This is a genomic window from Streptomyces sp. NRRL B-1347, from assembly GCF_000720325.1.
Classification (GTDB): domain Bacteria; phylum Actinomycetota; class Actinomycetes; order Streptomycetales; family Streptomycetaceae; genus Streptomyces.
The window spans coordinates 1-8,170 of the sequence record NZ_JOJM01000147.1 but is presented as its reverse complement, the minus strand read 5'-3'; the positions used below and the strand labels follow the sequence as shown (position 1 = coordinate 8,170).

At 73.2% G+C, this 8,170-nt stretch carries 2 protein-coding genes and 1 pseudogene; all 3 read left to right on the top strand.

Annotated elements, in window-relative coordinates:
• Nucleotides 1-17: 17 nt before the first annotated feature.
• Nucleotides 18-5,315, top strand: a pseudogene (locus IG74_RS50490) (beta-ketoacyl synthase N-terminal-like domain-containing protein); the annotation flags it as partial.
• Nucleotides 5,287-6,282, top strand: coding sequence for a beta-ketoacyl reductase (locus tag IG74_RS53015; protein ID WP_234334666.1), 996 nt, complete (start codon nt 5,287-5,289; stop codon nt 6,280-6,282). The pseudogene IG74_RS50490 and the gene IG74_RS53015, both read left to right, overlap by 29 nt.
• 37 nt (nt 6,283-6,319) lie before the next feature.
• Nucleotides 6,320-8,170, top strand: a 1,851-nt coding sequence (locus tag IG74_RS0143640; protein ID WP_037827228.1) for a type I polyketide synthase, incomplete at its 3' end; no start/stop codon positions are given.

Sequence of the window (8,170 nt, the reverse complement as noted above, 5' to 3'; positions counted from 1 at the left end):
CCGAGCAGGGCGCGGTCGTGTCGGTAGTGGCCTGCGACGTGTCCGACCGCGACCAGGTCCGGGCCCTGCTGGCCGCCGTACCGGACGAGCACCCCCTGACGGGCATCGTCCACATGGCCGGAGTGCTCGACGACGGAGTGATCGGGACGCTGACGCCGGAGCGCCTCGCGGGCGTGTTCGCGCCGAAGGTGGACGCGGTCAGCCACCTCGACGAGTTGACCCGCGAACTGGGCCTGGAACTGGACGCGTTCGTGGTGTTCTCTTCCGCCGCGGCGCTCATGGGGTCGGCAGGCCAGGGCAACTACGCGGCGGCGAACGCCTACCTCGACGGGCTCATGTCCGGCCGCCGGGCGGCGGGCCTGCCCGGGATCTCGCTGGCCTGGGGCCTGTGGGAGCAGACCGCTGGCCTGACCGCGCACCTCAGCAGCGTCGACCAGGCGCGGATGAGCCGCGGCGGCGTCCTCGCGATGACCCCGGCCGAGGGCCTGGCCGTCTTCGACATCGGCCTGCACGCGGGCCAGGCGCTCCTCGTGCCGATCAAGCTGGACCTGCGCACGCTGCGGACCCAGGCGGCGGCGGGCGGCGAGGTACCGCAGCTGCTGCGCGGCCTCGTCCGCGCGGGCCGCCGCGTGGCACGGGCGGCGGCCGGGGACAGCGGCGGCCTGGTCCGCCGCCTCGCCGGGCTGCCCCCGGCCGAGCAGGAGAACCTCCTGCTGTCCCTCGTCCAGGGCGAGGCGGGCGGCGTGCTCGGGTTCAGCGGCCCCGAACTGACCCAGGGAACAAGGGGATTCAGCGACATCGGGTTCGACTCCCTGACCGCGGTCGAACTGCGGAACCGGCTGAGCGCGGCGACCGGCGTGAAACTGCCCGCCACCCTGATCTTCGACTACCCGACCCCGGTGGCGCTCGCCCGCCATCTGCGGGAGGAGCTGGGCGACACGGCGGACGGCGCCGCCGCACCGGCCGCGGACGCCGTCGCGGACCCGGACGAGCCGATCGCGATCGTCGGGATGGCGTGCCGACTGCCCGGCGGGGTGACGGACCCTGACGGCCTGTGGCGGCTGGTGCGCGAGGGCCGCGAGGGCATGTCGGACTTCCCCGACGACCGGGGCTGGGACCTGGAGGGCTTGTTCGACGCGGACCCGGACAACGCCGGTACGTCGTACGCCAGTCAGGGCGGGTTCCTTGAGGGTGCGGGGCTCTTCGACGCCGGGTTCTTCGGCATCTCCCCGCGCGAGGCCCTGGCCATGGACCCGCAGCAGCGGCTGCTCCTCGAAACCTCCTGGGAAGCCCTGGAACGGGCCGGAATCGACCCGACCACGGCACGCGGCGCCGACATCGGCGTCTTCTCCGGCGTCTCCATCCACGACTACCTGGAGTCCCTCAGCAACATGCCCGACGAGCTCGAAGGCTTCGTCACGACCGCCACGGCGGGCAGCGTCGCGTCGGGCCGGGTGTCGTACGCCTTCGGCTTCGAGGGCCCGGCGGTCACGGTGGACACGGCGTGTTCGTCGTCCCTGGTGGCGATGCACCTGGCCGCGCAGGCGCTGCGGCAGGGCGAGTGCTCGATGGCGCTCGCCGGGGGCGTCGCCGTGATGGGGTCCCCGATCGGCGTCCTCGGCATGTCCCGGCAGCGGGGCCTGGCCGCCGACGGCCGGTGCAAGGCGTACGCGGACGGCGCGGACGGCACGGTGCTCTCCGAGGGCGTCGGCCTGGTGGTCCTTGAACGCCTGTCGGTGGCGCGGGAACGCGGGCACCGGGTCCTCGCGGTGATCCGGGGCAGCGCGGTGAACCAGGACGGCGCCTCCAACGGCCTCACCGCCCCCAACGGCCCCTCCCAGCAGCGAGTGATCCGCAAGGCTCTGGCGAACGCGGGCCTCTCCCCGTCCGAGGTGGACGTGGTGGAGGGCCACGGCACCGGCACCACCCTGGGCGACCCCATCGAGACGCAGGCGCTCCTCGCCACCTACGGGAAGGGGCGTGATGCCGAACAGCCGCTGAGGCTCGGGTCGTTGAAGTCCAACATCGGCCATACGCAGGCCGCCGCCGGTGTGTCCAGCGTGATCAAGATGGTCCAGGCGCTGCGGCACAACGTCATGCCGCCCACGCTGCACGCACAGGAGCCCACCCACCAGGTCGACTGGTCGGCGGGCGCCATCGAGCTGCTGACCGAGCCCCGCGACTGGGCGCGCAACGGCCGCCCGCGCCGGGCCGGAGTGTCCTCGTTCGGGATCAGCGGGACGAACGCCCATCTGATCCTGGAGGAGGCACCCGAGGAGCCGCTTTCGGAGGAGCCGGCTTCGGTGGGTGTGGTGCCGGTGGTGGTGTCGGCGCGTAGTGCGGCTTCGCTGGCGGGACAGGCCGGTCGCCTCGCGTCGTACGTGGAGTCGGGCGGGGGTGCCTCGCTGGCAGGCGTGGCCGGGGCGTTGGTGACCAGCCGGGCTGCCCTGGACGAGCGTGCGGTGGTGGTGGCGGGTTCGAACGCGGAGGCACTCGGCGGGCTGCGGGCGTTGGCTCGGGGCGAGGACGCGGCCGGTGTGGTGTCCGGCAAGGTCGCGGGTTCCGGTGTGCCGGGCAAGGTGGTGTGGGTGTTCCCGGGGCAGGGCGCTCAGTGGGCGGGCATGGGTCGCGAACTCCTCGACGCCTCAACGGTGTTCGCCGAGCGGATCGCTGAGTGCGCGGCCGCCCTTGAGTCGCTGGTGGACTGGTCGCTCGTTGACGTACTGCGGGGTGAGGTCGAGCCCGCGCTGCTTGAGCGGGTGGATGTGGTGCAGCCCGCGAGTTTCGCGGTGATGGTGGGTCTGGCTTCGGTGTGGGCGTCCGTGGGTGTGAAGCCGGACGCGGTTCTTGGGCACTCGCAGGGGGAGATCGCGGCCGCCTGTGTGGCGGGGGCGTTGTCCCTTGAGGACGCGGTGCGGGTGGTGGCGTTGCGCAGCCAGGCCATCGCTGCGGAGTTGGCCGGGCGGGGCGGCATGGCGTCCGTTGCCTTGAGCGCGGACGAGGCAGCCGCGCGCCTTGAGGAGTGGGCGGGCCGGGTTGAGGTCGCGGCGGTCAATGGGCCGTCGTCGGTGGTGGTCGCGGGCGATGCCGAAGCCTTGGACGAGGCGCTGGAGGCCCTGGCGGGCGACGGTGTCCGAACCCGCCGCGTGGCCGTGGACTACGCCTCGCACACCCGGCACGTGGAGGACATCCGCGACAGGCTCGCCGAGGCGCTGGCGGGGGTGAGTGCGGAGGCTCCGGTGGTGCCGTTCTACTCGACCGTTACGGGCAGTTGGGTGGAGGACGCGGGGGTGTTGGACGGTGGGTACTGGTATCGGAACCTGCGTGGTCAGGTGGGCTTCGGCCCTGCGGTGGCCGATCTGCTGGTGCAGGGGCATGGGGTGTTCGTGGAGGTCAGTGCCCACCCCGTTCTGGTTCAGCCTGTCACCGAGGCTGTGGATGAGAGCGGTGCCGATGCCGTGGTGACAGGGTCGCTGCGCCGCGACGAAGGGGGCTTGCGGCGGCTGCTGATGTCGATGGCGGAGCTGTTCGTACGGGGTGTGGCGGTGGGCTGGTCGGCCGTGCTGCCCGGCGGGGCCGGGGTCGAGATCGCGCGCGTGGAGTTGCCGACGTACGCCTTCGACCATCAGCACTACTGGCTCAAGACGGCTGCCCAGGTCACCGACGCGGCGTCGCTGGGGCAGGCGGCGGCGGATCATCCGCTGCTGGGTGCGGTGGTGCGGCTGCCGCAGTCCGACGGGCTCGTCTTCACCTCGCGCCTGTCGCTGCGCACGCACGCCTGGCTGGCCGACCACCGGGTCGGCGACGTGGTGCTGGTCCCAGGCACCAGTCTGGTGGAGCTGGCGGTGCGGGCCGGTGACGAGGCCGGGTGCGGGGTGCTGGACGAACTCGTGATCGGGGACCCGTTGGTGGTGCCCGAGCGCGGCGGGGTGCGGGTGCAGGTCGCGGTGGGCGGGCCGGGGGAGAACGGTGCGCGCACGGTGGAGGTGTACTCCCAGCGCGAGGACGCGGGCGATGAAGCCGACGCGTGGACGCGGCACGCCACCGGCGTCCTGTCCGCCGCCACCGACCGGTCCACGGGCAGCGGCACGGGCTTCGACTTCACGGCCTGGCCGCCGCCGGGGGCCGAGCCGGTGGGGATCGGGGAGTTCTACGCCGACCTCGCCGAGCAGGGGTACGCGTACGGTCCGGCGTTCCAGGGCGTGCGGGCGGTGTGGCGGCGCGGCGAGGAACTGTTCGCGGAGGTCGCGCTGCCGGAGGAGCAGCACAAGGAAGCGGGCAGGTTCGGCATCCACCCCGCACTCCTCGACGCGGCCCTGCACGCCGGGGAGCCGGGCGCCGCGGCCGAAGGCGTCAAGGAGCTGCGGCAACCGCTCGACTGGAACGGCCTGGTGCTGCACGCCGCGGGCGCCTCGGTGCTTCGGGCGCGGCTTGTGCCCGCCGGGCCCGACGCCGTGTCGTTGGAGGCGGCGGACGAAGCCGGTGGCCTGGTGGTGACGGCGGAATCGCTGACGTGGCGAGAGGTGTCCACCGACCGGCCGGGGGCGGCGGACACGCTGGTCGCCCAGTCGCTGTTCGGCGTGGTGTGGACCGAGCTGCCCCCCACGCAGGGCGCGATTACGTCGCTGTCGTGGATGCCGGTGGCCGCCGCCGACGAGGTGGCGACGCTGACCGATGAAGTGGCGGCGGGCGCGGCCGCCCCGATGGCGGCGGTCCTGGAGGCGTTCGGCGGCGGCGACGGTGAGGAACTGGCCTTGTCCTCCCACGTGTTGGGAGTCGTGCAGGGGTGGTTGAACGGGGCCGGGCTTGAGGAGTCACGCCTTGTGGTGGTGACGCGGGGTGCGGTGCCCGCTGGTGAAGGTGCGGTGACGGATCCGGCGGCGGCCGCCGTGTGGGGTCTGGTGCGTGCGGCGCAGGCGGAGAACCCGGACAGGATCGTCCTGCTGGACCTCGACCCGGCCTCCGACGACGCAGCGGGCTCCGTACTGGACACGGTGCTGGGAGCCGTCCTGGCCACCGGCGAGCCTCAAATCGCGGTACGCGGAACGGCCTTCTCGGCGCCCCGACTCGTCCGAGTGCCGGCGCAAGCCCCGGACAGCCAGTCGGTGTTCACATCCGAGGGGACCGTCCTCATCACCGGTGGCACCGGGTCGCTCGGTGCTCTCGTGGCCCGTCACCTCGTCACCCGGTACGGCGTACGGCGGCTGCTCCTCGCCAGCAGGCGGGGCCGGGACGCCGAGGACGCCGGAGCGCCTGGAGCGGGTGTTCGCGCCGAAGGTGGACGCGGTGCGGCATCTCGACGAGCTGACGCGTGAACTGGGCCTGGACCTGGACGCGTTCGTCGTCTACTCGTCCGTGTCCGGCGTCTTCATGGGCGCGGGCAGCGGCAGCTACGCCGCCGCCAATGCCTACCTGGACGGCCTGATGGCCAACCGGCGGGCGGCGGGCCTGCACGGCCTGTCGCTGGCCTGGGGCCTGTGGGCGCAGACCAGCGGCATGGCGGCCAACACCGACGACCTCACCAGGAACCGGATGAACCGCCGGGGCGGCCTGCAAGCGATGTCGCTCACGGAGGGCATGGAGCTGTTCGACGCCGCCGTGGGGTCCCGCCAGTCCTTGCTGGTACCGGCCAGGCTCGACCTGCGCGGCGTACGCGCCGACGCGGCGGCCGGTGGCGGCGTGCCGCACCTGCTGCGCGGCCTCGTACGCGCCGGCCGGCAGGCGGCACGGGCGGCGGACGGCGGCGACAAGCGGCGCCGGCTGACCGACCGGCTCACCGGGCTCGCACCGGCGGAACAAGAAGCCCTGCTCCTCGACCTGGTCCGGGCCCGGGCCGCGGTCGTGCTCGGGCACGCCGGGCCCTCGGGTGTGCAGCCGGACATGGCGTTCAACGAGGTCGGATTCGACTCGCTCACGGCGGTGGAGCTGCGCAACAGGCTGCGCGAGGCGACCGGCCTGAAGCTGCCCGCCACCTTGATCTTCGACTATCCGAACCCGCTGGCCCTCGCCCGCTACCTGCACCGCGAACTGCTCCCGGACGACGGCGTGAACGGACAGGAGCTGGACGAGGCGCGGCTGCGGCGCGCCCTCGCCTCCCTCCCGCTGGCCCGCTTCCGGGCGGCCGGACTGATGGACGCCCTGGTCGAGCTGGCCGCCCTCGCCGACGGCGCACCGCACACCCGCACGACCGACGAGAACAGCGAGGCCGAGGGGGGCGACGAGAAGCGGGCGATCGCCGAGCTGGACGTCGACGACCTCGTGCACCTGGCGCTCGGCGACTGAGGACCTTTCGAAACCGCTGGCTGATTGGGGAATTCAAGTGAGCGCGTCATATGAAACAGTCGTCCAGGCGCTACGGAAGTCGCTGGAAGAAGTCGGCTCGCTGAAGCAGCAGAACCGCCGTCTCCGCGACGCTTCCCGCGAGCCCGTGGCGATCGTCGGCATGGCGTGCCGGTTGCCCGGCGGCGTGGCGGGCCCGGAGGATTTGTGGCGCCTGGTGGCCGAGGGCCGGGACGCGGTGTCGGGCTTCCCCGAGAACCGCGGCTGGGACCTGGAGGGCCTCTTCGCCCCGGACCCCGAGAGCGCAGGCACGTCCTACACCCGGCAAGGCGGATTCCTGCACGAGGCGGGGCTCTTCGACGCGGGGTTCTTCGGCATCTCGCCGCGCGAGGCCCTGGCGATGGACCCGCAGCAGCGGCTTCTCCTCGAAACGTCCTGGGAGGCCCTGGAGGCGGCCGGGATGGACCCGGGCTCACTGAAGGGCGCCGACGTCGGGGTGTTCTCCGGGGTGTTCACGCAGGGGTACGTCGCCCCGGGAGCCAGCGGGGTGACGCCGGAAGTGGAGGGCTTCGCGGGCACCGGCGGCTCGACGAGCGTGGCCTCGGGCCGGGTGTCGTACGTGCTCGGTTTCGAGGGCCCGGCGGTCACGGTGGACACGGCGTGTTCGTCGTCCCTGGTGGCGATGCACATGGCGGCCCAGGCGCTGCGGCAGGGCGAGTGCTCGATGGCCCTGGCCGGTGGTGCGACGGTGATGGCGACGCCGGGCGCCTTCGTGGAGTTCTCGCGGCAGCGGGGCCTGGCCGCCGACGGCCGGTGCAAGGCGTTCTCGTCGTCGGCGGACGGCACCGGCTGGGCCGAGGGCGTGGGCGTAGTGGTCCTTGAGCGCCTGTCGGTGGCGCGGGAGCGAGGCCACCGGATCCTCGCGGTGCTGCGCGGCAGCGCGGTGAACCAGGACGGCGCCTCCAACGGCCTCACCGCCCCCAACGGCCCCTCCCAGCAGCGCGTGATCCGAGACGCCCTGGCGAACGCGGGCCTGTCCCCGTCCGATGTGGACGTGGTGGAGGGCCACGGGACCGGCACCACCCTGGGCGACCCCATCGAGGCCCAGGCGCTCCTGGCGACGTACGGGCGCGGCCGCGACCCCGAACAGCCGCTGTGGCTCGGCTCGTTGAAGTCCAACATCGGCCACGCCCAGGCGGCCGCCGGTGTGGCCGGTGTGATCAAGATGGTGCAGGCGCTGCGGCACGGCGTCCTCCCGGCGACCCTGCACGTGGCCGAGCCCACCCCCCAGGTCGACTGGTCCGAGGGCGCGGTGGAACTGCTGACCGAGACCCGGGAGTGGCCGCACAACGGGCGCCCGCGCCGGGCCGGTGTGTCCGCCTTCGGCATGAGCGGGACGAACGCCCACCTGATCCTGGAGGAGGCACCCGAGCAGCCGCTCCCCGAACACGCGGTGCCCGCGGGGGTGGTGCCGCTGGTCGTGTCCGCACGGAGCCAGACATCACTCACGGGTCAGGCGGAACGGCTGATCACGCACCTGGATTCCGCCCCCGACGGCACGGCTTCGCTGGCCCCGGTTGCCGGGGCGCTGGTGTCGGGTCGTGGGGTGTTCGGCGAGCGTGCGGTGGTGGTGGCGGGTTCGAAGGACGAGGCGCTGGCCGGGTTGCGGGCGCTGGCGCGGGGCGAGAGTGATCTGAACCTGGTGTCCGGGGGCGGGGGTGTGCCGGGGAAGGTGGTGTGGGTGTTCCCGGGGCAGGGTTCGCAGTGGGTGGGGATGGGGCGTGAACTTCTTGACTCCTCGCCGGTGTTCGCTGAGCGGGTGGGGGAGTGTGCTGCGGCGCTGGGGCCGTTGGTGGACTGGTCGCTCGTCGACGTCCTGCGGGGTGAGGTC